This window comes from Pseudomonas phenolilytica (assembly GCF_021432765.1).
GTDB classification, from domain to species: Bacteria; Pseudomonadota; Gammaproteobacteria; order Pseudomonadales; family Pseudomonadaceae; genus Stutzerimonas; species Stutzerimonas phenolilytica.
On record NZ_CP058908.1, the window covers coordinates 1,705,228 to 1,728,943 of the forward strand.

General features: G+C 67.2%; 22 protein-coding genes, 1 pseudogene and 1 riboswitch. Of the genes and pseudogenes, 6 read left to right on the top strand and 17 right to left on the bottom strand.

Annotated elements, in window-relative coordinates; translation table 11 throughout:
* Positions 1–9: 9 nt before the first annotated feature.
* The gene (locus HU825_RS08140) at positions 10–1,881 is read right to left on the bottom strand and encodes a TonB-dependent receptor domain-containing protein (RefSeq protein ID WP_234303262.1); all 1,872 of its coding nucleotides are present in this window, start codon (positions 1,879–1,881) and stop codon (positions 10–12) included.
* A gap of 98 nt (positions 1,882–1,979) precedes the next feature.
* Positions 1,980–2,196: riboswitch (cobalamin riboswitch) on the bottom strand.
* A gap of 138 nt (positions 2,197–2,334) precedes the next feature.
* Here HU825_RS08140 and HU825_RS08145 point away from each other — a divergent pair.
* Entirely contained in the window at positions 2,335–3,660 is a 1,326-nt protein-coding gene (locus HU825_RS08145) for an RNA helicase RhlE1 (RefSeq protein ID WP_234303263.1), read from the top strand.
* 183 nt (positions 3,661–3,843) lie between these two features.
* On the top strand, positions 3,844–4,866 hold the full coding sequence (gene adhP, locus HU825_RS08150) for an alcohol dehydrogenase AdhP (protein ID WP_234303264.1): 1,023 nt from the start codon (positions 3,844–3,846) through the stop codon (positions 4,864–4,866).
* Between the two features lie 35 nt (positions 4,867–4,901).
* Here the strand turns inward: adhP and HU825_RS08155 are convergent, their stop codons facing one another.
* From HU825_RS08155 to HU825_RS08165, 3 genes are all read right to left on the bottom strand, one after another.
* On the bottom strand, positions 4,902–5,957 hold the full coding sequence (locus HU825_RS08155; RefSeq protein ID WP_234303265.1) for a hypothetical protein: 1,056 nt from the start codon (positions 5,955–5,957) through the stop codon (positions 4,902–4,904).
* Positions 5,885–6,802: a hypothetical protein gene (locus HU825_RS08160; RefSeq protein WP_234303266.1), complete on the bottom strand. Its 918-nt coding sequence runs from the start codon at positions 6,800–6,802 to the stop codon at positions 5,885–5,887. The genes HU825_RS08155 and HU825_RS08160 overlap by 73 nt, the downstream gene beginning before the upstream one ends.
* A gap of 67 nt (positions 6,803–6,869) precedes the next feature.
* Positions 6,870–8,102 carry a TIGR03862 family flavoprotein gene (locus tag HU825_RS08165; RefSeq protein WP_234303267.1) on the bottom strand — a complete coding sequence of 411 codons (1,233 nt, stop codon included), beginning with the start codon at positions 8,100–8,102 and terminating at the stop codon, positions 6,870–6,872.
* A gap of 140 nt (positions 8,103–8,242) precedes the next feature.
* Between HU825_RS08165 and bfr the strand changes: the two genes are divergently transcribed.
* Complete coding sequence (bfr, locus tag HU825_RS08170) at positions 8,243–8,710, top strand: bacterioferritin (RefSeq protein ID WP_234303268.1); 468 nt, start codon at positions 8,243–8,245, stop codon at positions 8,708–8,710.
* A gap of 54 nt (positions 8,711–8,764) precedes the next feature.
* On the opposite strand, the gene HU825_RS18850 is transcribed toward bfr, so the two are convergent.
* The 5 genes and pseudogenes from HU825_RS18850 to HU825_RS08190 all read right to left on the bottom strand — a co-directional run bounded on the left by HU825_RS18850 (position 8,765) and on the right by HU825_RS08190 (position 14,405).
* Positions 8,765–9,628: a methyl-accepting chemotaxis protein gene (locus HU825_RS18850; RefSeq protein WP_431978469.1), complete on the bottom strand. Its 864-nt coding sequence runs from the start codon at positions 9,626–9,628 to the stop codon at positions 8,765–8,767.
* Between the two features lie 39 nt (positions 9,629–9,667).
* Positions 9,668–10,684: pseudogene (locus tag HU825_RS18855) on the bottom strand (methyl-accepting chemotaxis protein); the annotation flags it as partial.
* A gap of 160 nt (positions 10,685–10,844) precedes the next feature.
* Positions 10,845–11,282 (bottom strand): Cu(I)-responsive transcriptional regulator, encoded by a 438-nt coding sequence (cueR, locus tag HU825_RS08180; RefSeq protein ID WP_234303270.1) that lies wholly within the window; start codon positions 11,280–11,282, stop codon positions 10,845–10,847.
* Positions 11,283–11,305: 23 nt separating this feature from the next.
* Complete coding sequence (locus HU825_RS08185; protein ID WP_234303271.1) at positions 11,306–13,684, bottom strand: heavy metal translocating P-type ATPase; 2,379 nt, start codon at positions 13,682–13,684, stop codon at positions 11,306–11,308.
* A gap of 88 nt (positions 13,685–13,772) precedes the next feature.
* Positions 13,773–14,405 carry a TetR family transcriptional regulator gene (locus tag HU825_RS08190; RefSeq protein ID WP_234303272.1) on the bottom strand — a complete coding sequence of 211 codons (633 nt, stop codon included), beginning with the start codon at positions 14,403–14,405 and terminating at the stop codon, positions 13,773–13,775.
* Between the two features lie 199 nt (positions 14,406–14,604).
* Between HU825_RS08190 and HU825_RS08195 the strand changes: the two genes are divergently transcribed.
* Positions 14,605–15,777, top strand: a complete 1,173-nt coding sequence (locus HU825_RS08195) for a multidrug effflux MFS transporter (RefSeq protein ID WP_155551449.1) — start codon at positions 14,605–14,607, stop codon at positions 15,775–15,777.
* Here the strand turns inward: HU825_RS08195 and HU825_RS08200 are convergent, their stop codons facing one another.
* The 3 genes from HU825_RS08200 to HU825_RS08210 all read right to left on the bottom strand — a co-directional run bounded on the left by HU825_RS08200 (position 15,778) and on the right by HU825_RS08210 (position 18,030).
* Positions 15,778–15,948, bottom strand: a complete 171-nt coding sequence (locus tag HU825_RS08200; RefSeq protein ID WP_175415072.1) for a hypothetical protein — start codon at positions 15,946–15,948, stop codon at positions 15,778–15,780.
* Between the two features lie 110 nt (positions 15,949–16,058).
* Complete coding sequence (locus HU825_RS08205; RefSeq protein WP_054093448.1) at positions 16,059–17,009, bottom strand: adenosine deaminase; 951 nt, start codon at positions 17,007–17,009, stop codon at positions 16,059–16,061.
* Between the two features lie 430 nt (positions 17,010–17,439).
* Positions 17,440–18,030: an IMPACT family protein gene (locus tag HU825_RS08210; protein WP_043298056.1), complete on the bottom strand. Its 591-nt coding sequence runs from the start codon at positions 18,028–18,030 to the stop codon at positions 17,440–17,442.
* Between the two features lie 194 nt (positions 18,031–18,224).
* Between HU825_RS08210 and HU825_RS08215 the strand changes: the two genes are divergently transcribed.
* Positions 18,225–18,554 carry a four-helix bundle copper-binding protein gene (locus HU825_RS08215; protein WP_008570545.1) on the top strand — a complete coding sequence of 110 codons (330 nt, stop codon included), beginning with the start codon at positions 18,225–18,227 and terminating at the stop codon, positions 18,552–18,554.
* A gap of 10 nt (positions 18,555–18,564) precedes the next feature.
* On the opposite strand, the gene HU825_RS08220 is transcribed toward HU825_RS08215, so the two are convergent.
* From HU825_RS08220 to HU825_RS08230, 3 genes are all read right to left on the bottom strand, one after another.
* Positions 18,565–20,118: a GGDEF domain-containing protein gene (locus HU825_RS08220; protein ID WP_234303273.1), complete on the bottom strand. Its 1,554-nt coding sequence runs from the start codon at positions 20,116–20,118 to the stop codon at positions 18,565–18,567.
* Positions 20,119–20,353: 235 nt separating this feature from the next.
* Positions 20,354–20,740: a hypothetical protein gene (locus HU825_RS08225; protein ID WP_102827689.1), complete on the bottom strand. Its 387-nt coding sequence runs from the start codon at positions 20,738–20,740 to the stop codon at positions 20,354–20,356.
* A gap of 149 nt (positions 20,741–20,889) precedes the next feature.
* Complete coding sequence (locus tag HU825_RS08230; protein WP_234303274.1) at positions 20,890–21,723, bottom strand: NYN domain-containing protein; 834 nt, start codon at positions 21,721–21,723, stop codon at positions 20,890–20,892.
* A gap of 119 nt (positions 21,724–21,842) precedes the next feature.
* On the opposite strand from HU825_RS08230, the gene HU825_RS08235 reads away from it, so the two are divergent.
* Entirely contained in the window at positions 21,843–22,547 is a 705-nt protein-coding gene (locus HU825_RS08235) for a DUF1294 domain-containing protein (RefSeq protein ID WP_234303275.1), read from the top strand.
* A 48-nt stretch (positions 22,548–22,595) separates the two neighbouring features.
* On the opposite strand, the gene HU825_RS08240 is transcribed toward HU825_RS08235, so the two are convergent.
* Positions 22,596–22,940 carry a zinc ribbon domain-containing protein YjdM gene (locus tag HU825_RS08240; protein WP_077682563.1) on the bottom strand — a complete coding sequence of 115 codons (345 nt, stop codon included), beginning with the start codon at positions 22,938–22,940 and terminating at the stop codon, positions 22,596–22,598.
* Between the two features lie 99 nt (positions 22,941–23,039).
* The gene (locus HU825_RS08245) at positions 23,040–23,543 is read right to left on the bottom strand and encodes an acyl-CoA thioesterase (protein WP_008570537.1); all 504 of its coding nucleotides are present in this window, start codon (positions 23,541–23,543) and stop codon (positions 23,040–23,042) included.
* Positions 23,544–23,716: the final 173 nt, after the last annotated feature.

The following is a 23,716-nucleotide window of genomic DNA, read 5'->3' on the forward strand; positions in this document are numbered from 1 at the left end:
GCATTCCGCTTAGAGCGAAGGGGTCCAGGTCATGGCGAACAGGACGGTGCGTCCGGCTTCGCGATAACCGTAGTTCAGCACCGGATCGGTCCAGCCTGGGCCGGTGGGGCGGTCGTAGGTTGCCAGCGTATATTCGCGGTCGAACAGGTTGTTGACCTTGGCCTCCCAGAGCAGCTCGGGGTGGCTCTGCCAGCCCGCGCGCAGATCGAAGACGCCGTAGCCGGCCAGCTCGCGGGTATTGGCCGCATTGTCCTGGCGTGCGCTGGCGACGTGCCAGCCGGCGCCGGCCGACAGGCTGCCGAATTCGCGATCGAGGTCGATACTCAGCGTGCGCTTGGCACGGCGGGGCAGGGCATGACCGCTGTCGCGATCACGCGGATCAATGACGCTCACGCCCAGACTGGCCTGCCAGCCCAGCAGTTCGCGAGCCACGCTGGCCTCGAAGCCGTTGATCCGTGCCTGGCTGATGTTCTCCGGGCGTCTGGCGGCACTGTCCCAGGCAATCATGTCTTCCACATCGGTGCGGTAGACCGAGGCTTCCAGCTGAGTGCCTTCTACGTCGGCGCGCCATTGCAGCTCGTAGGTCTTCGACGTTTCGGGGCTCAGGCCGGCATTGCCCATTCCGGGGTAATAGAGATCGGAGAAGGTCGGCGCACGGAAGCCTTCGCCGTAGCTGAGGATCCAGCGCTGCGACTCGCCCACCGGCAGGCTGAAGGCGGCGTTCCAGCTGTTGTGGCTGCCGAACTGTTCGTTGTCGTCGTGGCGCAGGCCGAGTTCGGTACCGAAACGGTCGCCCTGGAAGCTGTGCTGGGCGAAGAAGGCCAGGTTGTCGCGGCTGTCTTCCTGATAGGCGGTGGATGCGTCGAGACGGTCTTCGTACCAGTCGCTGCCCAGACTCAACTGCTGGCGTTCGCTCAGTTGCAGCCGGTTTATCCAGGCCGCCGAATGCCGTGTGGTTTCCAGAAAGCCGTTGTTCCAGGGACTGCTGGCGCCGACCACCTTGTTGCGGTCGAAGCTGCGGCCCAGTTCCAGACGGCTGTTCCAGACGTCGGTCAGCTGACCGTTCAGGTAACCGCTGTAGCTGCTGACACGAAACTCGTCCTGCGGTGTGCCCGGGGCGAAGTCGTAGGCATCGTCGTATTCGTTCTCGCCGCGTTGATCGTTGAGGCTGAGGCCCGCCTGCCAGTCGGCATTGAGCTGGTGATCCAGCTTCAGGTGCAGTGCCTGCGCACGCTGGCCGTCGTCGTCGCTGTCGGCACCGCGGTTGTCGCGGCTGATATCGAAACCGTCACGCTCGTCGAGACTCGCGCCGAGATGGACGCGGGTCTGCTCGGTGCCAGCCGCCAGGCTCAGGCTGCGCTGGAAGGTCTGGTCGCTGCCGGCCGCGAGGCGGATTTCCGGCTTCACTCCGGGCTTGCCGCTGCGCGTGAAGATCTGGATGACGCCGCCGATCGCATCGGCACCATAGAGTGACGAGCGCGGGCCGCGGATCACTTCGACGCGCTCGATATTGTCGATCGCCAGGTAATCGAGACGGGCGAAGCCGCTGGTGGCCGAGGAAATGCGCTGACCATCGAGCAGCACCAGCGTCTGCGCGGTGCCGGTGCCGCGCAGCGACAGCGACGGCAGGCCGCCGGCGCTGCCGACGGTCACGCCCGGCACCCGGCGCAGCAATTCCGGCACGCTGCGCGCCTGCAGGCGCTGGATATCGGCGCGGGTGAACACGGTGTTGGCGGCGGTGGCGGTGGCGCGAGGCTCGGCCTGGCGCGCGGAAGTCACCAGCATGTTGGGCAGCTGGTAGCTGTTGGCGTCGGTAGTGTCGGCAAACACCTGCGTGCCAGGCAGCAGCGCCACGGCCAGGGCAAGTCGGGACAGTTTCATTCTTGGAATTCCTCAAAAGATCACAGCTTTCGAGGAGGGCAGGAACAAGCGGGGGCGAAAGGCAGACGGCCGCGCTTGACGGTGCTGCCCTCCGCAACACCCGTCGAATCCACCAGGCCGGTCTCCGGGCTTTCGACGCTCATCGCGCTCGCCTTCCCATGTCGGAACACAGTGGCTGTCGAGCGGACGGCGATCCGGCTGGATCGCGGTCGATTACCGTTGCGGGGGCAGCGCCGGCCTTGCTCTCGCGAGCGCACCGGCTTCCCGTTTAATGCGGACCTTGCGGTCGTGCACACCTGGGCGGATAAGAAATCGCGCGAACCATACGGCCGCATGCGGCTAAACACAAGCTGATCGAACGAGGTACGCGGCCGCAGATGCGCCACGGAGACAAGGCGCAGCCTGTTAGAATCCGCGCTTTTTCACCCGCCGAATCGGCGCTGCGAGCCTGCCATGACCTTCGCCTCCCTGGGCCTGATCGATCCGCTGCTGCGAACCCTGGAAACCCTCGACTACCGCAAGCCGACGCCGGTGCAGGCCGAAGCCATTCCCGCCGTGCTCAAGGGCCGCGACCTGATGGCGGCGGCGCAGACCGGCACCGGCAAGACCGCCGGTTTCGCCCTGCCGTTGCTGCAGCGGTTGACCATGGAAGGCGCCAAGGTGGCGAGCAATTCGGTGCGCGCGCTGGTACTGGTGCCGACCCGCGAGCTGGCCGAGCAGGTGCACGAAAGCTTTCGTGTCTACGGGCAGAACCTGCCGCTGCGCACCTACGCGGTGTACGGCGGGGTCAGCATCAACCCGCAGATGATGGCGCTGCGCAAGGGCATCGACGTGCTGGTGGCGACCCCCGGCCGATTGCTCGATCTGTACCGGCAGAACGCCGTGGGTTTCAGCCAGCTGCAGGCGCTGGTGCTCGACGAGGCCGACCGCATGCTCGACCTCGGTTTCGCCGACGAGCTGGATCAGCTGTTCTGCGCCTTGCCGAAGAGGCGCCAGACCCTGCTGTTCTCCGCGACCTTTTCCGAGGCGATCCGCCAGCTGGCCCGCGAGCTGCTGCGCGATCCGCTGTCGATCGAGGTCAGCCCGCGCAACGCGGCGGCGAAGACGGTCAAGCAGTGGCTGGTGCCGGTGGACAAGAAGCGCAAGAGCGAGCTGTTCCTGCATCTGCTCGCGGACAAGCGCTGGGGCCAGGTGCTGGTATTCGTGAAGACGCGCAAGGGCGTCGATCAGCTGGTGGACGAGCTGCAGGCGCAGGGCATTTCCAGCGATGCGATCCACGGCGACAAGCCGCAGGCGTCGCGTCTGCGCGCGCTGGAGCGCTTCAAGGCCGGCGAGGTGCAGATTCTCGTCGCCACCGACGTCGCCGCCCGTGGGCTGGACATCCATGACCTGCCGCAGGTGGTCAACTTCGACCTGCCGACCGTCGCCGAGGACTACGTGCACCGCATCGGCCGTACCGGCCGCGCCGGCGCCTCGGGCGAGGCGATCTCGCTGGTCAGCGCCGATGAAGTCGATCAGCTGGCGGCCATCGAAACGCTGATCAACCAGGTACTGCCGCGCCACGACGAGCTGGGCTTCGTGCCGGACCATCGCGTGCCGACCACCACCCTCGGCGGGCAGATCATCAAGAAGCCGAAGAAACCGAAGAAGCCCAAGGACGCCGCCGGCAAGGGCAAGATCCACCTCGGCAACTGGTTCGACGAGAACGAAAAGCCCAACGCCAGGCCGATTCGCAAGGTGCCGAGTCTGGGCGGCGGCAAGCCGGCGAAGAAGCGCTGATAGGCCTGGCGCGCGGAAACGGCGCAGCCTTGTCCACGGCACGGGTCGCGCGCGGGCCGTGCAAGGGCGATTTGTTGAGCGTGCCTGCGACGGTTTGCGTCATCACGCGGTTGGCGATTGAGGTCTAGGCTTGGTCCGGCCTGCCAACGCAGGCCCGTACGTCCTGTCTCAAGGAGTCAACCGATGACCCAGACCATGAAAGCCGCGGTGGTACATGCCTTCGGCGAGCCGCTGCGCCTCGAGGAAGTCAAGGTGCCGCTGCCCGGCCCCGGCCAGATTCTGGTAAAGATCGCCGCCTCCGGTGTGTGTCACACCGACCTGCATGCGGCCGAAGGCGACTGGCCGGTCAAGCCGGCGTTGCCGTTCATTCCAGGCCACGAAGGCGTCGGCCATGTGGCTGCAGTCGGTGCCGGCGTGACGCGGGTGAAGGAAGGCGACCGGGTCGGCGTGCCCTGGCTGTACACCGCCTGCGGTTGCTGCGAGCACTGCCTGACCGGCTGGGAAACCCTCTGCGAAAGTCAGCAGAACACCGGTTACTCGGTCAACGGCGGCTATGCCGAATACGTGCTGGCGGACCCGAACTACGTGGGCATCCTGCCGAAGAACGTCGAGTTCGACGAGATCGCGCCGATCCTCTGCGCCGGCGTTACCGTCTACAAGGGCTTGAAGGTGACCGGCGCGCGGCCCGGGCAGTGGGTGGCGATTTCCGGTATCGGCGGCCTCGGCCATGTCGCGGTGCAGTACGCCAAGGCGATGGGGCTGCACGTGGTGGCGGTGGATGTCGACGATGCCAAGCTGGAACTGGCCAAGCGCCTGGGGGCCAACCTGACCATCAATGCACGCACGGAAAATCCGGTGGAAGTGGTGCAGCGCGACATCGGCGGCACCCATGGCGTGCTGGTCACGGCGGTGTCCAACAGCGCCTTCGGTCAGGCCATCGGCATGGCGCGCCGGCGCGGCACCGTGGCGCTGGTCGGCCTGCCGCCGGGGAATTTTCCGACGCCGATCTTCGACGTGGTGCTCAAGGCGATCAGCATCACCGGCTCCATCGTCGGCACCCGCGCCGACCTGCAGGAGGCGCTGGATTTCGCCGGCGAAGGGCTGGTCAAGGCGACCATCCACACCGACAGCCTCGACAACATCAACCGGATCCTCGACGACATGCGCGCCGGTCGTATCGAAGGCCGCATCGTGATGAAGATGTAGGCACCGAACGGCGGCCTTCGGGCCGCCACCGCACCTCAGCCGCGCATGAACGATAGGTGGATGTCGCTGCCGTAGCGTCGGATGATCTCGCCCTTGGCCGCATGGAATGCCGCGACATCGCCGGCCTGTCCCGACTTGCCGAGCTTCCAGCGCGCCAGCTCCTCGGCGATCACGTCCATGAACAGCTCGGCCAGCAGCAGGCGGGCAGAGTCGCGGAAGTTGCCGTGGCCGTCGACGTACAGCTGCACGGTGGGCGCGGCGGTGTTGATCAGGATCTTGCGCTCCGCCGCGCTGTACACGGCGCGGTCCATGTCCTCGCCCAGATAGCGGAACTCGTAGCCGGTGAACATGACTTCGCCGTGATCGCGGGCGGGGCGGTGTTTCCCGATCGGCGGGTGTGGCGTTTTGTGGTGATGGATATGCGCCGCTGCGTGTTCGGCGATGACGATCTCGCACCAGGCCAGATAGCTGCCGGCACGCACGACGATCTCGCCACGCTCGGCGCTGGACTGGCCGCTGACCGTCCATTGCAGATACGGCGCTTCGCCGAGGCTCCGCAGTTCGACCGCGGCCGGTGGCGGATCGATACGCAGGCCTTCGCTGAGCGAGGCCTCGATCTGCAGGATGGTGTCGTCGGGCAATTGCTGCCGATCGAACAGCAGGCGTACATGGAACGGATGCTCCGGCGAACGGTAATAGAACGGCGTGCTGAAGCGCAGCGCCGCGACAGGCTCGCCAGCGCCGGCCGACGCGCTCACCGCGGCAATTGCCGGCGGGACGATGCCGAAATCGTGGATCGCCGCCTGGTTCATGCGTTGCAGCAGGTGGTCGATCATGTGTGCGGTGCGCCCGGAGGTGGTGGCGCGTTCCAGGTGTCGGAGCTTTTCCTGCTCGGCCATCACGAAGGGTGCGATCAGCTGGCTGACCGCCCGCGCGAAGGCGGCCACCAGCGGTGTCTTCGGATTCAGGCCGGCGCGTTCGTCGCTGATCACCGCCACGCCCTGGCCGAGCTGCTCGATCAACGCCGGACAGCGCACCGTGCCGAACAGGTATTCGGTGCCGACTGGTTCTCGTAGTCGAACAGCTGGCAATCCAGCACCGCGGTGCCCGACAGCACCAGCAGGCCGCTGGTGCGCTCGTCGCCGCGCGGCACCAGTTGCGCGTCCAGCGCACGTTTGAGCGTCAGGCTGAAGGGGAAGGTCTGCCCGTCGCAGTGGAACTCGCCCGGCTGGTCGGGGCCGAGCAGCAGCAGCGACGGCGGCTCCTCGAAACGGATCCGCCCGCTGCGCTCGATCTCCACGCCATCGCGCAGATGCGCGAGCTCGACATTTCGGCGCTCCAACACATCGCGCAGGTAGATGTTGTTGGCCAGCGAATCGACCAGCGCGCCGTACTGGGAAATGCTCACCTGGCTGCTTTCGATGACGATCGCCACGCGGGTGCCGTTGCCGGCGATGCCGAGGCGTGCACGGTCGCGCTCGGTCACGGGACGGTCCTGGCCGCCGTCGTCGTAGAGGTAGCCGCCATTCTCGGCGCGGAACAGCTCGATGCGCGACAGCCGCCCTTCATGGATGGTTTCCAGCCAACCGTAACCGAGGCCGAAGACCGCCTGCTTGAGGCCGCGGCCGAAGTAGCCGCGACCGCCGCCGATGCCCTGGGCCAGCGGGCTGTGCGCGCCGCCGTAGCTGAGAATGAAGCAGGCGGTGGCGAAGGGCATGCCCTGTGCCTGATCGGTGACCGTCAGCAGCGCGCCGCGGCGGTGGCGTTCGTACTGGATGAGCAACTGCCCGGACACCTCGACGCCGGCCGCTTCCAGCCGGGCATAGCTGTCGTCGCTGTTGGTGAGCAGCTCGACCAGCGCCTTCTCGATCGAGGCGAAGCGTCGGGAGTCGATGTCGATGACGCGTTGATCCACCGGAATTGCGTTGACGGCCATGGCAGCCTCCTCGCGCGCTTGCCCGTACAGCTGAAGCTAGCAGCGCAACGGCGAGCAGGCGAGGTGGCTAGTGGTCGCGCAGCCAGCACAGCATGCCAGCGGCGGCTGCCCGGCCGCTGGCGAAACAGGCGGTTAGCAGATAGCCGCCGGTGGGGGCTTCCCAGTCGAGCATCTCGCCGGCGCAGAACACCCCGGGCAGCCGCCTGAGCATCAGCTGCGCATCCAGCTCCTCGAAGGGCACGCCGCCGGCGCTACTGATCGCCTCGTCCAGCGGCCGCGTGCGGATCAGGCGGAGCGGCAGCGCCTTGATGGCCGCCGCCAGCGCCGCCGGGTCCTGAAAGGTTGCGGCGTCGGTCAGCTCGCGCAACAGCGCGGCCTTGACGCCGTCGAGCTTGAGCTGGCGATGCAGGTGCTTGGCCAGCGACTGCGAGCCGTGCGGCTTGGCCAGTGCATTGGCGATCTGCGCCTGGCTGCGATCGGGCAGCAGATCGAGCAGCACGGTGGCGGCGCCGTCGCGCTCGATCGCCGCGCGGATCGGCGCCGAGAGTGCGTAGACCAGGCTGCCCTCAATGCCGCTGGCGGTGAGCACGAACTCGCCTTTGCGCGGGACTTCGCCAGGCAGCGCGAGGCTGACGGTCTTCAGCGGCGCGCCGGCGAATTTCTGCTGCAGGTGCTCGCTCCAGGCTTGCACCTCGAAACCGCAATTGGCCGGGCGCAGCGGCGCAACGGTGACTCCGCGCGCCTGCAACAGCGGCACCCAGGCGCCGTCGGAGCCCAGCCGCGCCCAGCTGCCACCGCCGAGGGCGAGCAGGGTGGCGTCGGCGTCGAGCAGGCGCTCGCCATCCGGGCCGGCGATGCGCAGCTGGCCGCTTTCGTTCCAGCCCAGCCAGCGATGCCGCGTATGGATGTGCACACCGCTGTCGCGCAGACGCCTGAGCCAGGCGCGCAGCAGCGGCGCGGCCTTCATGTCGGTGGGAAACACGCGGCCGGAACTGCCGACGAAGGTATCGATACCCAGGCCGTGAATCCATTGGCGCAACGCATCCGGGCCGAAGGCCTCCAGCAGCGGACGCAGCGCATCGGCGCGTTCGCGATAGCGGCCGACGAACGTGGCGAAGTCCTCGGCATGGGTGATGTTCATGCCGCCGACGCCGGCCAGCAGGAACTTGCGGCCCACCGACGGCATGGCGTCATACAGCTCGACCGCGACGCCGGCCTGGCTCAGCGCCTCGGCCGCCATCAGGCCGGCGGGGCCGCCGCCGATGATGGCGACACGGGACGGGCGGGCGGAACGGGTCATGGCGCAAGCCTGGCGAAAAATGAGGGCGGGCATTGTAGCGACTCGTCGTGGCGCTGGCAGCGCGGCACCGGTGAACTTGACCGCTGCCGGTTCTGCGTCGATGCTTGCGCGCGTGATGCATATCCCGTCGGAGAGAACCCATGAAAGGCCAGGCACCGGTAGTCGAATATCTGAAGGAGCTGCTGCGCGGCGAGCTGGCGGCACGCGATCAGTACTTCCTGCATTCGCGCATGTATGCCGACTGGGGTTTCAGCCGGCTCCACGAGCGCATCGACCACGAGATGCAGGAAGAAACCGAGCACGCCGATGCCCTGCTCAAGCGCATCCTGTTCCTCGAAGGCACGCCGGACATGACGCCGGAGGCCATCCATCCGGGCCATACCGTACCGGACATGCTGCGCAGCGATCTGGCGCTGGAGTACAAGGTGCGCGCCGCGCTGGCCAAGGGCATCGCCCTGGCCGAGCAGCACGGCGACTACGCGACCCGCGACATCCTGGCCGCGCAGCTGCAGGACACCGAGGAAGATCACGCCTACTGGCTCGAGCAGCAGCTCGGTCTGATCGACCGGGTCGGTCTGCAGAACTACCTGCAATCGCAGGCCAGCTGAGCGCCGCTCACCGCGAGACGGCGCCCGGCGCTGCTCGCGGCCTCCCCGTAGTCCTCAGAGCCGGAAGCGGCTCACCATCGTCTGCAACTGCCCGCCCAGCCGTGCCAGCTCGGTACTCGAGGCGGCGGTTTCCTGGCTGGCGGCGGCGGTCTGTTCCGACACATCGCGCACATTCACCACGCTGCGGCTGATTTCCTCGGCCACCGCGCTCTGCTCCTCGGCGGCCGCGGCGATCTGCTGGTTCATCGCCTGAATGTTCGACACCGTGCGGGTGATGCTGCCCAGCGAAGCACCGGCACGGCGCGCCAGCTCGACGCCGCTGTCGGTGAGGTCGCGGCTGGTGTGCATGATCGTCGCGACCTCTTGCGTGCCGTTCTGCAGCGCGGCCACCAGCCCTTCGATTTCCTCGGTGGATTTCTGCGTGCGTTGCGCCAGCCCGCGCACCTCGTCGGCGACCACGGCGAAGCCACGCCCGGCCTCGCCGGCGCGTGCCGCCTCGATGGCAGCGTTGAGTGCCAGCAGGTTGGTCTGCTCGGCAACCGCGCGGATCACCGTCATCACGCTGCCGATCTTGTCGCTCTCTTGCTGCAGTGCGGTCATTGCCTGGGTCGAACGCTCCACCGCCTCGGCCATGCGCTCGATCTGCGAGACCACCTCGGTCACCACGCGATCGCCCTCGCGCGCTTCGCTGTCCGCGTCGGTGGCGGCCTGGGCCGCCTGTTCGGCGTTGCGTGCGACTTCCTGCACGGTGGCCGACATCTCGTGCATGGCGGTGGCGACCTGATCGGTTTCTTCCTTCTGGCTGTTCACCCCGGCGCTGGTCTGCTGGGTGACGGCGGACAGCTCTTCGGCGGCGGCGCTGATCTGGCTGACGCCATCGCGAATGCCGCCGATCAGCTCGCGCAGGGTCGCGCCCATCTGCTGGATGCCGCGCTGCAGCACGCCGAGTTCGTCGCGCCGCTGAACCGGCGCGGTGGCGCTGAGGTCGCCGGAGGCGATGCGCTCGACGTCGGCCAGGGTGGCGCGCAGCGGCAGGATGATCTGCCGGGTGATCAACCACGCCGCGAGCACGCCGAGCAGCAGCGCGAGCAGGGTGCTGACCAGCAGCTGGCTGCGCGCCGCGGCGCTTTCGCTGTCGAGCTGATCGAGCTGGTACTGGTAGAGCGTGTCGCTGATGCGCACGATTTCCTTCTGCTGGTCGGTCATCTCCTGGCGCGACTTGGCGATGGCCTGGATGGCCGCTTCCAGCGACTCGATGGTGGTGCGGTATTGGTCGAGTGCCGCTGCGACGCCCTGGATCGCCTGGCGGTGCGCATCGAGCGTCAGGCTCTGCTCGGCAATGCTGGCCTGCGCCGCGTCGAGCTGCGTGTAGACCGCTTGGGCGGCGGCGTTGCCGGGTGCCGCCATGTAGACGCGCAGCAGGTACTGCGCGCGCTGTACGTCTTCTTTGATGCGGGTGATGGCGAGCAGTTGGGCGAAGCGTTGCGCGTCATCCTCCGGCAGCTGCAGCACGCCTTCGGTGATGCCGGCGGTCAGCTCGTGCAGGTGGTTGGCGGCGGCTTCGATCGAGGCTCGTGCGTCGTTCGCCTGCGCGTAGGCGCGACGCATGTCGTTCAGCGAATTCTGGTACTGCGCGTTATAACCGGCCTGCTCCTTGAGCAGTGCGGCGTCGGCGGGATGCTTGAAGCTATTGAGCAGTTCGGTCTGCTGGGCGATGTACACGGCGAGGTTGTTGTCCAGCCGCGCGGTCGATTCGCTGTCGCCGTTGGCCAGCATGAATTGCAGACGGGCGATGCGCAGGTCGGTCAGCGTCTTGTTGAGCAGCGAGATGTCGGTCATCCAGCCGCTGCGCTGGATGACGCCGCCCAGGCTGCCCCAGCCGCTCCACGCGAGGATGAGGGTGAGGGTGAGTACGGCGCCGAAGCCCAGCGCGAGCTTCCTGCTGACGCCCATGTTTGCAAACCAGTTGTGCATGACAGTTCAACCATGATGAGGAGTTCGTTCCGAACGAGCGGCCTTGTGAGCGGCCCGCCGGTGTCTTCGCTCCCGCTGTCGGCGGTCGACATGCAAACTTGAATGTAAGGCAAGAAATAGCCGGTGCCCGCGTGGCCGCGGGCTGGCCGGCGGCTTCGGATCAGCGCTTGGCAGGTGGCGCCGGTTCCGCGCCGGTACTGGCTGCACAACAGCCCGTCTCGATGCCGCGCAGGATCGGGCAGTCCGGACGGTCGTCGCCGGCGCAGTGGTCGACCAGCTCCTGCAACGTGTCGCGCAGGCCGACCAGTTCGGCGATCTTGCGGTTCAGTTCGACGATATGCCCGGCGGCCAGCGCCTTGACGTCGGCACTGGCGCGCTGGCGATCCTGCCAGAGCGTGAGCAGCCGGCCGACTTCCTCGAGCGAGAAGCCCAGGTCGCGGGCGCGCTTGATGAAGCCCAGGCGGTGCAGGTCGTCGCTGCCGTAGCGACGGTAGCCGTTGGCGCCGCGCCCGGCCGGAGTGATCAGGCCGATGGATTCGTAGTAGCGGATCATCTTCGCCGACAGGCCGCTGCGCGCGGCTGCTTGACCGATATTCATGCTGCCTCCGTGGGCTCGTCGTTTCAGGGTTTCCAGCGCTTAAGCAGCAGCGCGTTGCTCACCACGCTGACGCTCGACAGCGCCATCGCCGCGCCGGCCACCACCGGACTGAGAAAGCCCAGCGCCGCCAGCGGAATGCCCACCAGGTTGTAGATGAAGGCCCAGAACAGATTCTGCTGGATCTTGCGGTAGGTGCGTCGGCTGATTTCCAGCGCCGCCGGCACCAGCCGCGGATCGCCGCGCATCAGGGTGATGCCGGCGGCGTGCATGGCCACATCGGTACCGCCACCCATGGCGATGCCGACGTCCGCCGCGGCCAGGGCCGGGGCATCGTTGATGCCGTCGCCGACCATCGCCACCACGGCGCCGCCTTTCTTCAGCTCCGCCACGGTGGCGGCCTTGTCCGCTGGCAGCACCTCGGCATGCACGTCATCGATGTGCAGCGCTTCGGCCACCACCCGCGCGCTGCCGCGGTTGTCGCCGGTGATCAGGTGGCTGCGGATATGCCGTGCCGCGAGCCCGGCAATCGCCGCGGCGGCACCGTCCTTGAGGCTGTCACCGAAAGCGAACAGGCCGAGGATGCGCGGCTCGGGCGTATGCTCCACCAGCCAGGAGAGGGTGCGGCCCTCGGCTTCCCAGCGCTGGGCGGTGTCCAGCAGCTCACCCGGCTGCAGGCCGTACTCCTCGAGCATGCGCCGGTTGCCCAGCGCCAGCTGCTGGCCGTCCAGCGATCCGGTGATGCCACGACCGCTCAGGGCCTGGCTCTTCTGCACATCCGGCACGGCGATGCCGTCGGCTTCGCAGCGCTCCAGCACGGCGCGCGCCAGCGGGTGTCCGCTGCCTCGCTGCAGGGCGCCGGCCAGGCGCAGTATTCGCGCTTCGTCGCCGTCCACGGCATGCAGGTGGATGATCTGCGGCTTGCCCGAGGTGAGCGTGCCCGTCTTGTCGAAGGCCACCGCGGTGACCGCATGGGCGACTTCCAGCGCTTCGGCGTCCTTGATCAGGATGCCGTGGCGCGCCGCCACGCCGGTGCCGGCCATGATCGCCGCCGGCGTCGCCAGGCCGAGGGCGCAGGGGCAGGCGATGACCAGCACGGCGACGGCATTGATCAGCGCGGTTTCCAGCGCTGCGCCGGCGAGCAGCCAGCCGAGCAGCGTGAATACGGCGATCACCAGCACCGCCGGGACGAACACCTGGCTGACCTTGTCCACCAGCTTCTGGATCGGCGCCTTGGCTGCCTGGGCATCCTCCACCAGGCGGATGATCCGCGCCAGCACGGTCTCGCCGCCGAGCGCGGTGGTGCGCACCAGCAGGCGGCCTTCGCCATTGATCGCGCCGCCGGTGATGCGGTCGCCGGGACGCTTGTCGACCGGCAGGCTCTCGCCGCTGATCAGCGCCTCGTCGGCCTGGCTTTCGCCTTCGAGCACCTCGCCATCGACCGGGAAACGCTCGCCCGGCTTGACCAGCACCCGATCGCCCAGGCGCAGCGCAGCGATGGCGACATCCTCCTCGTGGCCGTCGACGACGCGCGTGGCGCGTTCCGGGCGCAGCGCCTCCAGCGCGCGGATCGCCGCGCTGGTCTGGCGCTTGGCGCGGCTTTCCAGGTACTTGCCGAGCAGCACCAGGGCGATCACCACGGCCGAGGCCTCGAAGTACAGGTGCGGCATCTGCCCGACCGGCGTCGCCCACCACTGGTACAGGCTCAGGCCGTAGCCGGCGCTGGTACCGAGGGCGACCAGCAGGTCCATGTTGCCGGCGCCGGCGCGTACCGCCTTCCAGCCGGCGACATAGAAACGCGCACCGAGAACGAACTGCACCGGCGTGGCGAGCAGAAACTGCATCCACGCCGGCAGCATCCAGTGCAGTCCGAACAGGTCGCCGAACATCGGGATGACCAGCGGCGCGGCCAGCAGCAGGGCGATCAGCACGGCCAGGCGCTCGCGGCGCAGCCGCTGTTCGGCATTGTCGGCACCGAGCGGTTGCGCCTGCTCGATCACCTGCGCGTGGTAACCGGCGCCTTCCACCGCCTGGATCAGGGCGTTCGACTCCAGTGTGCCGAGCAGCTCCACCCGCGCGCGTTCGCTGGCCAGATTCACCGCCGCGCTGCGCACACCGGGGACCTTGAGCAACGCGCGCTCGACGCGGCCGACGCAGCTGGCGCAGGTCATGCCTTCGATGGTCAGTTCAACCACCTGGGTCGGCACGCCGTAGCCGGCGGTTTCCACCGCCTGGATCAGCGTCGTGAGTTCGCTGCCGTCGGCGTCGATGCGCACCTGTTCGTTGGCCAGGTTGACCGCGGCCGCGGTGACGCCCGGCACCTTGCGCAGCGCGCGCTCGACGCGGCCGGCACAGCTGGCGCAGGTCATGCCGCTGACGGGAAGGGTGAAGGTGGTCGTGGACATGGCGAGACTCCTCGATAACTGCCAGCAGGATCAACCTTGACCCTGCTGGAAGGTCAAGCCCGGGGCGGCTCGAGGTGCGTTTCGCGGCTCAGGCTTGCTCCGGCCAGTCGCCGATCAGGCCGCGGAACAGCGGATCGATCAGCGCCGCTGCCTCGGTGGGCGGGTCGAACAGCTGGTTGTCGCGCGTGTAGTCGCTGAACAGGCCGACCACCAGCGCGTGCAACGACAGCGCCGCCACCCGCGGCGTAACGCCGGGGCGCAGACAGGTCGCGGCGCTGGTGAAGAGTTTCTCGCACAGTTCGATGAACTGGTTGATGAACGCCTGGTGGCGTTCCTCGGCGTCGCGCAATTCGTCGGTGAATTCGCAACGGTGCAGCAGGATGGTGAAGATGCGCCGCTTCTGTTCGTGCCGGGCGAGCGCCGCCAGTGCCTCGACGGTGAGATCGCGCAGGATTTGCAGCGAGTCCAGTGGCGAGCGCGCATCGCAGCTGTTCAGGCGTTCGGTGATCTGTTCGGGCGGCAGGCGCACCTGGTTGAGCATCTCGTGGAACAGGTGAGCCTTGTTCTGAAAGTGCCAGTACACCGCGCCGCGCGTCACGCCGGCATCGCGGGCGATCTGGTCGAGGCTGGTGTGGGCCACGCCCTTGTCCAGAAACAGATGTTCGGCGGAGGCCAGAATGGCGATACGGGTCTTCTCCGCGTCTTCTTTGGTGCGGCGCATGGCTCGGGTTCCGGGCGGCCTGGGGCCGCGTCAGCGATCGATCGATGAGAGCAAGGCGAAGCAAAGCGACGCTCCGACGGCTTGCCGATGAGTGTTTACAATCGAGCGTGTATGTAACAGCATCCGGCATTCCTGTAAACGTTCGCGGTCCTACGCCAGGCGACCCGTCGTCGCGCCCCCGCCTTTCCTGTGAGCCAGTATGCCTCTGCGGTTTCTCCTGATATTGGGCGCACTCAGCGCCTTCGGTCCTCTGGCCATCGACATGTACCTGCCGGCCTTCCCGGCATTGGCGCGGGCCTTCGCCACCGACGTCGAGCAGGTCCAGCTGTCGTTGGCGGCCTATTTTGTCGGCTTGTCGATCGGGCAGCTGGTCTACGGTTCGCTGGCCGATCGCTACGGTCGGCGCAAGCCGCTGCTGGCTGGCGTGACGCTGTTTACCCTGGCGTCGCTGGCGTGCTCCTTCGCGCCGTCGATGGAGTGGCTGATCGGGGCGCGTTTCGTCCAGGCGCTCGGCGGTTGCGCCGGCATGGTGATTTCGCGGGCAGTGGTGCGCGACCTGTGTGACCCGATGACCAGCGCCAAGGTGTTTTCGCAACTGATGCTGGTGATGGGGCTGGCGCCGATCCTCGCGCCGGCGGCCGGCGGCGCGCTGTTGCTGGCCTACGGCTGGTCGGCGATCTTCATCGCGCTGATGCTGTTCGGCGCCGGCTGCCTGCTGGCGGTGGCGCTGTGGTTGCCGGAAACGCTGCCGGCTGGCCACGCCCCGGCGCCGATGCGCGGTGCGCTGGGCCAGTACCGGCGGCTGTTCGGCGACCGTTTCTTCCTCGGCCACACGCTGACCGGCGCGCTGTGCATGGGCGGCATGTTCGCCTACATCGCCGGTTCGCCGTTCGTCTTCATCGAGCTGTACGGGGTGCCGAGCGAGCACTACGCCTGGCTGTTCGGCAGCAATGCGGCAGGCTTCATCCTGATGGCGCAGGTGAATGTGCGCCTGATGCGCTGGCGCGGCCCGGAGTATTGGGTGCGGCGTTGGGTCTGGTTCTACTTCGCCAGCGCACTGGTGTTGCTGGCGGTCGCGGCAGTGCAGCCCGATGCGCTCTGGCCGCTGATGCTGCCACTGTTCTGTTCTGTGGCATGCCTGGGTTGCCTGCTACCCAACGCCACCGCCTGCGCGATGGCCGATCAGCGTGCCAACGCCGGTAGCGCCTCGGCGCTGCTCGGCAGCCTGCAGTTCGCCATCGCCGCAGCGGCGGCCGCCGCCGTGGGGGCGCTGCATGACGGCTCGGCGGTGCCGATGGCCGCGGTCATCAGCCTGTGCGGGCTGCTGGCCGCCGTCACCGCTTGGGTGACGGCGCGGGCGCGGACCAACTAACTAAACGCTGGCGCGGACCGGCAAGCTGTGTGGCGCGGTTAGCCGGCGCTGCAGCGTGTTGACGAAGGCGCGAGCTTCGGCCTCGTTGCGGAAGGTGACCGGATGACGATCCAGCCGGACCTGCCAGGCACCATCGCGGCGAGGCGTGAGCGGGCGGACGAGAATGTTCATGGCGAACCCTCGAGGATTGGTGAGCGGAAAGTCCACTCTAGACCTGCCAGCGCAGCGGCGCGCCGGGCGTGTTGTCGCACGGCGACGGCCACCTCGCAGGGCGCCGGTCGTCAGTAGGCCAGGCGTGCGTCCAGGCTGTTCTGCGCCAGGCGCCGGGCCTGTTCCTCGGTCATGCCCAGGCTCTCGTGCAGCGCCATGAAATTCTCGGTCACGTAGCCACCGAAGTAGGCCGGGTCGTCCGAGTTCACCGTGACCTTCACGCCCTGTTCCAGCAGGTCGAGGATGTTGTGCTGGCGCATGTCGCCGAACACCTTGAGCTTGGTGTTGGACAGCGGGCAGACCGTCAGCGGGATCTGTTCCTCGATCAGCCGGGCGATCAGCTTCGGGTCTTCGGCGGCGCGGACGCCGTGGTCGATACGGCTGACCTTGAGCAGATCCAGCGCCTGCCAGATGTATTCCGGCGGGCCTTCCTCGCCGGCGTGCGCGACGGTAAGCAAACCTTCGGCCCGCGCCTTGTCGAACACGCGCTGAAACTTGCTCGGCGGATGGCCGACTTCCGAGCTGTCCAGGCCGACGGCGAAGAACGCATCGCGATAGGGCAGCGCCTGCTCCAGCGTTCTGAACGCCGCTTCTTCCGGCAGATGGCGCAGGAAGCTCAAGATCAGCCCGCTGCTGATGCCCAGCAGCTCACGACCGTCGGCCAGCGCCGCGCTGATGCCGTTGAGCACGGCCTCGAAAGGCACGCCGCGATCGGTGTGGGTCTGCGGGTCGAAGAACGGTTCGGTGTGCACCACGTCCTGCTCCTCGCATTTCTGCAGGTAGGCCCAGGTCAGGTCGTAGAAGTCCTGCTCGGTGCGCAGCACATCGGCACCGCGGTAATAGAGATCGAGAAACTCCTGCAGGTTGTTGAAGGCGTAGGCCTGGCGCAGGGTCTCCACGTCCTTCCACGGCAGGGCGATCTTGTTGCGTTCGGCGAGGCGGAACAGCAGTTCGGGTTCCAGCGAGCCTTCCAGATGCAGATGGAGTTCTGCCTTGGGCAGGTTGTTCAGCCATTCGTACATAGCGCGATTCTCGTCGTCCGGGTGTCGGGGCATTCTATCGGTGGGCTGTCGCGACCGATATGCCCTAGCAGCGCCGTATGACAACCATGCGACTGTCCAGGCTGGCCTGGTGATTATTTGACCAGCGGTCTGAAGCCCAGCAGTGGCGGGCGCCGGCGCGTTTGTTCCCAGCGTTATCCACAGAGTTCTCCACCTCATCCGGGCATAACTTGCAGGACCGAAGTGCCAGCAGATGGCAACACGTCATCTCTCGACTCATCAGTCAAAAAATGCGGCTATTCAACGGGTTGGGGCGGTGCGCAAGAAATATCGGAGGCTGTTGCTCAAATTCTGAGCGGCCGCCGCGGGGCCGCATGGCAGCGGCCTCGCGGACCATCATGCAAAGGTTATCCACAGCGGCGTCCACAGTAATTGTGGGCAAACTCGATGCTCAGTCGTCGAGCGCTTGCAGCTGGCTGCGGCCGCGGCTGATATCGGCGAGCAGGCGCGCTAGCGGTTGCAGGCTGGCCGCCGGCAGTGCGATATCGAGGGTGGCGCCTTCGGCGTCGAAGCGCTCGTCCTCCAGTAGCGCGTCGAAATCCGCCAGGCGGGATTTGACCAGCGCCAGCTCGGCGAAGCGGCAATGACAGCGGCAGCGCGAGCGCGACACCAGTTCGCTGCGCTCGCCGGCCTGCAGGCATTTGGCCGTGGTGCCGCCGTAGGCGCGGGCCAGCCCGCCGGTGCCGAGCTTGATGCCGCCGAACCAGCGGATCACCACCACCGCCACCCGGTCGAAGTCCTGTCCCTCGATGGCCGTCAGCATCGGCCGTCCGGCGGTGCCGCCGGGCTCGCCGTCGTCGCTGAAGCGGTACTGGTTGCCGATCTTCCAGGCCCAGCAGTTGTGCGTCGCGGTCGGATCGCTGACGGCATGGATGAAGGCCTGCGCCTCGTCGGCGGTGGAGACTGGTGCGGCCTTGGCGAGGAAGCGGCTCTTGCTGATGACTTCCAGCAGTTCACAGGGCGCGCTGAGGGTGAAGGGCATGGCGGATACGGCGCTGGGCGGCGAATGACGGGCGGCCATTGTAACGGCAGCGGCACGGCTGTGCGGCGCGCGACGGGGAGACCGCCGGGCGCGCAGGCTGAACTTCCAGCGGCCCGCGGGCGCCCTAGCAGATAGGCGCCGCCGCCGAGTTTGCGGCCGCGCCTTTCGCCGATGACCGAACGGAGGACATTGTCATGCTCAATCCCCAGTACCAGTCATGCATCCAGGCCTGTTCCAGCTGTGCCCTGACGTGCGAAACCTGCGCGGCGTCGTGCCTGCGCGAAGACGACGTGAAGATGATGGCGCGCTGCATCCAGCTCGACCGCGATTGCGCCGACCTCTGCGCCGTCGCCGCGCTGCTGATGACCCGCGACAGCCCCTATGCGCAGCTCGCCTGCCGGCTGTGCGCGCAAGCCTGCCGCGACTGCGCGGAGGAATGCGCCAAGCACGCCCACGCGCATTGCCAGGATTGTGCGCAGGCCTGCCGGCGCTGCGCCGAAGAGTGCGAACGCATGGCCGCCTGACGGCCGCTCGTCAGGCTTCGGCGTCGCTGAGGGCGACGTCGTTGCGGCCGCTCTGCTTGACGCGGTACATCGCCTGGTCCGCCGCGCTCAGCAGGGCTTCGAATGTCTCGCCGTCGGCGGGATACAGGGCGATGCCGATGCTGCAGGCGATCGTCTGCTCGCCCGCATCGGTGGCAATGGGCGCGCGGATCGCCTGCAGAAGCGACTGTCCGGCGCTCAGGGCGTGCTCCGGCCGCGTCACGTCGCGCAGCAGGACGACGAACTCGTCGCCGCCGTAGCGCGCCACCGTGTCGTAGGGCCGGCTTGCGTGGAGCATGCGCTGGGCGACCGCCTGCAGCACCTGATCGCCGATCTCGTGACCGAGCTGGTCGTTGATCTCCTTGAAGTGGTCCAGGTCGACCACCATCAGCGCGAACGGCGTGCCGTGCCGCTGCTGGTAGGCACAGGCTTCGCTGAAGCGGGCGGCCAGCAGGTGGCGGTTGGGCAGGGCGGTCAGCGCGTCGTGGGTGGCGAGGTAGGTGGAGCGCTCATGCTCGCGCGCACTGTGCTCGATACGCCGGAAGTGACTGACCAGCACCGTCGGCGTCAGCACCAGGGCGCCGGCGAGGATGGCCAGCAACGTCAGGGTTTCTCCGGTCAGCAGGTCGTCAAGATGCAGCTGACGCTCGAATCGCAGCGTGGTGGGCTGCGATCGGCTGTCGAGCACGACCTGCTCGCGCAGCCGCGGCAGCAGTGCGTCCAACGCGCCGTGGCGCACCGGACCACTGGCGAACAGCTCGCTGGTACCGCCCGCAGCGGCGTGCAGCGAAGCCTCGATGCGCAGACGCGGATCGGTGCTGGCGTTGCGCGCGATGTCGCGCAGCGACTCAGTCTTGATCAGCAGCATGGCCACCATGCTGTTGCCGAACAGGTTGGCACGGGTACTCGACGGGCTATCTACCGGCCGCTCGACCCGGCGCAGCAGGATGTAGGCGTCGCCGCCTTCGAACATCGAAAACACCGGCGAGGCGACCGAGCGCGGACGTTTGCGCGCCACCTGCAGCGCGTACGCCAGATGCCCCACGGTTTCCAGCCGGACGCCGTAGATGGATTGAGCCTGAGGGTGTGGCGGGTACATGAAGAGCACCGGCCAGGTCTCGTCCAGCGGCACGCGAACCGGTAGTGCATGCGCGGCCTGCAGGGGAAAGTCCTGCAACTGAAAGTCCTCGCGCCAGGTGCGGCGCAGCAGGTCGACGACGGCGTCCTGCTCGTCCAGCGCGACCCGGCTCGCCACTTCGAGCATGTAGATCTGCGGGTAGGCGGCGACCACGGCCGAGGCATAGCGGGCGGCGGCCTCGCTGTCGTTCTGTTCGACGGCCTGGAGGAAGGCGGAGAAGCCGGCGAGCACCGCCTCGTTGGTGTCCAGGTGGTTGTGCACGCTGCTGGCGACGTTGTTCACCTGCTGGGCGAAGCGGATTTCCAAGCGCTGAAGCTCGCTCTTGAGCAGCAGGTGGGCCGAGAAGCCGAGCAACACGAACGACAGCAGGATGAAACCGGTAAAGGACCGCCGGCGCTTGGTCAGCATAGGCTCTTCCACATACAAGGCGGGCGTCCCGTTACCGACTGCAGGCATGCGCAGTGACATGGCTTGCCCCGCGCCGGCGCGGCGATTACTCGACGAGATATTGTCTGGATGTCAAAAAGCTAGCAAAGCGCCAGCAAAACGTCTACCGGGACGAGCGAGCGCCGCCACTGGGCTGGCGCGGCGGGGAGCCGCGGGGTGCGTGGCCGCAGCGCAGCGGCCGCTACACAGGAGCTGTCTATTGCTGCGCCGGCGTATCGCTGCTTCGGCAGGTGATTTCGGCGTAGGGCTGATCGGGCGAGTACTCGCCCGGCACGCGCTCGGTGCGCTGGGTGTTGGGAGCGACATTGAACACGGGCGAGGCCGAGGTGCTCGAGCGCGCTTCGGCGGGCACATGGAATTCGCAGGTGATCTGCCCCTCGGTGCGATTCATTACCTTCACCGCGCGCACGCCGAGCAATTCGCCCTCGATACCCTCGGAGCGGGCCGGCACGCCCATCGGGTTGATCTCAACATCCAGACCGTTGAGATGGGCGACGATCTCCGGCTGGGGTGTCTGCGCGCTGGCCCAGGGCGCGAAGGCCTGCGCGGCGCAGGCCAGGGCGACGAGAAGTTGCTTGCTCATGGAAACCTCCTTTGTGCACCTCTAAAAACTGCCTGCGTTGCCATCGCCGCGTTGAAAACAGAGGTGCCTCTACGTTCGGGTCCCCTTTAGAAGGGCCTGAGCGCCGTCGGTTCGATGAGCGGTGATCGCGAGCAGGCGAGCACCCTGGTTCAGTGCTTGCCGTGCTTGCGCAGACGCACGTAGAGGTCCTTGCCGCCGGTGGCGCTGCTGCCGCGCGACTCCAGCTCGAAACGCGACGGCTGGCCGGCGACCAGGTCGCTGAGTTTGCGGCAGCCGTACAGGCGCGGATCGAATGCCGGACGCAGCTTGCTGATGTTCTGCCCGAGCGTGCCGAGCTGAATCCAGTCGTCCTCCTCGGAAAGGTCGTCGAGCACCTTGGCGATGAAGTCCACCGGCACCTGCTGGCACTTGAGTGCCTCGGTCTTGCTGGCGCCGCGTGGCGTGCGGCTTTGCGCCTGCTCGACCTGCGCTGCAGCGGCGGCCAGCCGTTCCGGTGCCGCGACCTCTGTGGCGGCCTTCTGCGCATCGTCGCGCAGCAGCTCGGTATAGATGAACTTGTCGCAGGCGGAGACGAACGGCGAGGGCGTCTTCTGTTCGCCAAAGCCATAGACGGTCAGGCCCTCCTCGCGAATCCGCGCGGCCAGGCGGGTGAAGTCGCTGTCGCTGGAGACCAGGCAGAAGCCGTCGAAGCGCCGGGTGTAGAGCAGGTCCATCGCGTCGATGATCAGTGCGCTGTCGGTGGCGTTCTTGCCGGAGGTGTAGGCGAACTGTTGGATCGGCTGAATGGAGTGGTCGAGCAGCACCTTCTTCCAGCTGCCGAGGTTGGGTTTGGTCCAGTCGCCGTAGATGCGGCGGACGCTGGCGAGACCGTACTTGGCGATCTCCTCGAACAGCGCCTCGACGATGGAGGCGGGCGCGTTGTCGGCATCGATCAGTACGGCCAGGTGTTTCTGCTTGTTCGAATTGCTGGGCTTGGTGGCCATGTTGCGTCCCTGTCAGGAGAATGCTCCGACCATAACGCCGGCGTGCGGCCGCTGGCCATAGGGCCGTTGCCGCGTCGGCTCGGTTAGCATGCGCGCTTTCGTCTGCACGGGAAGCTCGCATGGAACGCCGCGGTACGCTGAAAAGCTGGAACGATCTCAAGGGCTTCGGCTTTATCCGCCCGGAGCAGGGCGGCGAAGATGTGTTCGCGCACATCAGCGTGGTACATGGCGAGCGCCGCCCGCTGGTGGGCGATCGGGTGCTCTATGTGGCGGGACGCGACACGCAGGGGCGGCTGCGTGCCGAGCATCTGCGGCTGGATGCGCCGCTGGCGCTGGACCAGCCGAAGATCCGCCAGCGCCCAGCTGGTGATTCGCGCCCGGCCAGGCCGCGCGCGCCGGCTCGCACGCCGCGCCAGGCTGGCTCCGGCGCCATCCGGCATTTGCCGGCCAAGCTGTTGCTGTTCGCGCTGCTGTGCCTGTTGCCGCTGGTTGGCGGCCTGTACCGGCTCGGTTCGCCATTGCCCTTGCTGATCTACCTGGGCGCCAGCCTGCTGACCTTCCTGCTCTACTGGCGTGACAAGCACAGTGCGCTGAAGCAACGCTGGCGCACGCCGGAAACCACCCTGCACCTGTTCGAACTGGCCGGCGGCTGGCCGGGGGCGTTGCTGGCGCAGCAGGCGTTTCGCCACAAGACACGCAAGCCGAGCTATCAGGCAGCGTTCTGGCTGATCGTGATGGTGCACCAGGCGCTGTGGATCGACCTGCTGTTCGTCGGCAGCGGCTTCACCCGCGAGCGGCTGGACTGGCTGCTGCGTCTGCTCTGAAACACAAAAGCCCGGTAGGTGCCGGGCTTGGTTGTTGCGCGCGAGGAGTCAGACCTTGCGGACGAACTCGGACTTGAGCTTCATCGCGCCGATGCCGTCGATCTTGCAGTCGATGTCGTGGTCGCCGTCGCACAGGCGGATGTTCTTCACCTTGGTGCCGACCTTGACCACCAGCGACGAGCCCTTGACCTTGAGGTCCTTGATCACGGTGACGGTGTCGCCGTCCTGCAGGGTGTTGCCGACCGAATCCTTGATCACCTTGTCGCCGTCACCGCTATCGGCCGCGCTTTCGGTGGCGCTCCACTCGTGGGCGCACTCGGGGCAGACCAGCATCTGGCCGTCCTCGTAGGTGTATTCGGAGTTGCATTTGGGGCAGGGCGGCAGAGTGCTCACGGCAGATCCTCACGGGCTGATGGCAGAAAGCCGCGCATTGTATAAGGTTTTGCCGGATCGTGCGGCGAGCGGGCCAGCGGCCCGCTGCGGGAGGACGGTTTACTGCACTGCGGCGAGGCGCTCGTTGCCGGTGCGCAGGTCCTGATAGCGCTGCTCCAGTTCGCGGCGAATCTCGCGGCGCTGGTAGGCCTGGGCGAAGCGGCGGCGCTGCTCGGGCGTCTTCGGGTTCAGCGGCGGCACCGGCACCGGCTTGCCGTCCTCGCCGAGGGCGACCATCGTGAAGAAGCAGCTGTTGGTGTGCCGCACGGCCTTGCCGCGAATGTCTTCGGTGACGACCTTGATGCCGATTTCCATCGACGTGGTGCCGGTGTAGTTCACCGAGGCGAGGAAGGTCACCAATTCGCCGACATGCACCGGCTGGCGAAACACCACCTGGTCCACCGACAGGGTCACCACGTACTGCCCGGCGTAGCGGCTGGCGCAGGCATAGGCCACTTCGTCGAGATACTTGAGCAGCGTGCCGCCATGGACGTTGCCAGAGAAGTTGGCCTTATCCGGTGTCATCAGAACGGTCATGGTCAGTTCTGCATGTGCGTCTGGCATGGGCTTGCGGCTCCTGGTGTTCTAGGGGGCTGCTACTTTAGTCGAACGCCGCCGTCCTGTGTGTGGCATTTTTGTATCGGTTTCATCTTTTTTTTCGATCGTCAATGCGGCGCAGGCGCGCAGCAGCGGAATCTGGCGAATCCGAGGGGGTAAGCGGCGCCTTTGCCTTGCCT

What these genes read in the sequence shown, in the direction of transcription:
- HU825_RS08215 (WP_008570545.1), top strand. Translation starts at nt 18,225, where the DNA reads ATGCTCAATCCCCAGTACCAGTCATGCATCCAGGCCTGTTCCAGCTGT.
- HU825_RS08145 (WP_234303263.1), top strand. Translation starts at nt 2,335, where the DNA reads ATGACCTTCGCCTCCCTGGGCCTGATCGATCCGCTGCTGCGAACCCTG.
- HU825_RS08235 (WP_234303275.1), top strand. Translation starts at nt 21,843, where the DNA reads ATGGAACGCCGCGGTACGCTGAAAAGCTGGAACGATCTCAAGGGCTTC.
- HU825_RS08225 (WP_102827689.1), bottom strand. Translation starts at nt 20,740, where the DNA reads ATGAGCAAGCAACTTCTCGTCGCCCTGGCCTGCGCCGCGCAGGCCTTC.
- HU825_RS08165 (WP_234303267.1), bottom strand. Translation starts at nt 8,102, where the DNA reads ATGACCCGTTCCGCCCGCCCGTCCCGTGTCGCCATCATCGGCGGCGGC.
- HU825_RS08190 (WP_234303272.1), bottom strand. Translation starts at nt 14,405, where the DNA reads ATGCGCCGCACCAAAGAAGACGCGGAGAAGACCCGTATCGCCATTCTG.
- bfr (WP_234303268.1), top strand. Translation starts at nt 8,243, where the DNA reads ATGAAAGGCCAGGCACCGGTAGTCGAATATCTGAAGGAGCTGCTGCGC.
- HU825_RS08205 (WP_054093448.1), bottom strand. Translation starts at nt 17,009, where the DNA reads ATGTACGAATGGCTGAACAACCTGCCCAAGGCAGAACTCCATCTGCAT.
- HU825_RS08210 (WP_043298056.1), bottom strand. Translation starts at nt 18,030, where the DNA reads ATGCCCTTCACCCTCAGCGCGCCCTGTGAACTGCTGGAAGTCATCAGC.
- HU825_RS08140 (WP_234303262.1), bottom strand. Translation starts at nt 1,881, where the DNA reads ATGAAACTGTCCCGACTTGCCCTGGCCGTGGCGCTGCTGCCTGGCACG.
- HU825_RS08195 (WP_155551449.1), top strand. Translation starts at nt 14,605, where the DNA reads ATGCCTCTGCGGTTTCTCCTGATATTGGGCGCACTCAGCGCCTTCGGT.
- HU825_RS08160 (WP_234303266.1), bottom strand. Translation starts at nt 6,802, where the DNA reads ATGGCCGTCAACGCAATTCCGGTGGATCAACGCGTCATCGACATCGAC.
- cueR (WP_234303270.1), bottom strand. Translation starts at nt 11,282, where the DNA reads ATGAATATCGGTCAAGCAGCCGCGCGCAGCGGCCTGTCGGCGAAGATG.
- HU825_RS08185 (WP_234303271.1), bottom strand. Translation starts at nt 13,684, where the DNA reads ATGTCCACGACCACCTTCACCCTTCCCGTCAGCGGCATGACCTGCGCC.
- adhP (WP_234303264.1), top strand. Translation starts at nt 3,844, where the DNA reads ATGACCCAGACCATGAAAGCCGCGGTGGTACATGCCTTCGGCGAGCCG.
- HU825_RS18850 (WP_431978469.1), bottom strand. Translation starts at nt 9,628, where the DNA reads ATGGGCGCGACCCTGCGCGAGCTGATCGGCGGCATTCGCGATGGCGTC.
- HU825_RS08220 (WP_234303273.1), bottom strand. Translation starts at nt 20,118, where the DNA reads ATGCTGACCAAGCGCCGGCGGTCCTTTACCGGTTTCATCCTGCTGTCG.
- HU825_RS08230 (WP_234303274.1), bottom strand. Translation starts at nt 21,723, where the DNA reads ATGGCCACCAAGCCCAGCAATTCGAACAAGCAGAAACACCTGGCCGTA.
- HU825_RS08200 (WP_175415072.1), bottom strand. Translation starts at nt 15,948, where the DNA reads ATGAACATTCTCGTCCGCCCGCTCACGCCTCGCCGCGATGGTGCCTGG.
- HU825_RS08245 (WP_008570537.1), bottom strand. Translation starts at nt 23,543, where the DNA reads ATGCCAGACGCACATGCAGAACTGACCATGACCGTTCTGATGACACCG.